Source organism: Paenibacillus sp. 203 (genome assembly GCF_037027525.1).
Lineage (GTDB): Bacteria > Bacillota > Bacilli > Paenibacillales > Paenibacillaceae > Paenibacillus > Paenibacillus polymyxa_B.
In genome coordinates this window covers 1-265 of the sequence record NZ_JAXCHD010000080.1, presented here as the reverse complement: position 1 = coordinate 265, position 265 = coordinate 1, and the positions used below count along the sequence as shown (strand labels likewise).

At 43.4% G+C, this 265-nt stretch carries 1 rRNA gene; it reads right to left on the bottom strand.

The window, feature by feature from the left end:
* Positions 1-110: ribosomal RNA gene (locus WA407_RS26485) — 23S ribosomal RNA — on the bottom strand; the annotation flags it as partial.
* Between the last annotated feature and the right edge of the window lie 155 nt (positions 111-265).

Genomic DNA, 265 nt, shown 5'->3' with positions numbered 1-265 from the left:
CCCCGGATCAAAGCTTGCTTACAGCTCCCCGAGGCCTTATCGTTGTTCGCCACGTCCTTCGTCGGCTCCTGGCGCCTAGGCATCCTCCGTGTGCTCTTTGTAGCTTAACCTAGACTTTTCTTTCAAAGAAAGAAAATGTCGATGTTCGATAAAGAATGATTTTTGCCAAAGGCAAAAGATCTTTCCTTACCTGCTACCTTTATTTCACTTGTTTACACAAGATCAGCTTAAAGGAATATTCTAAAACGCAATTTCGTTTCGGTAT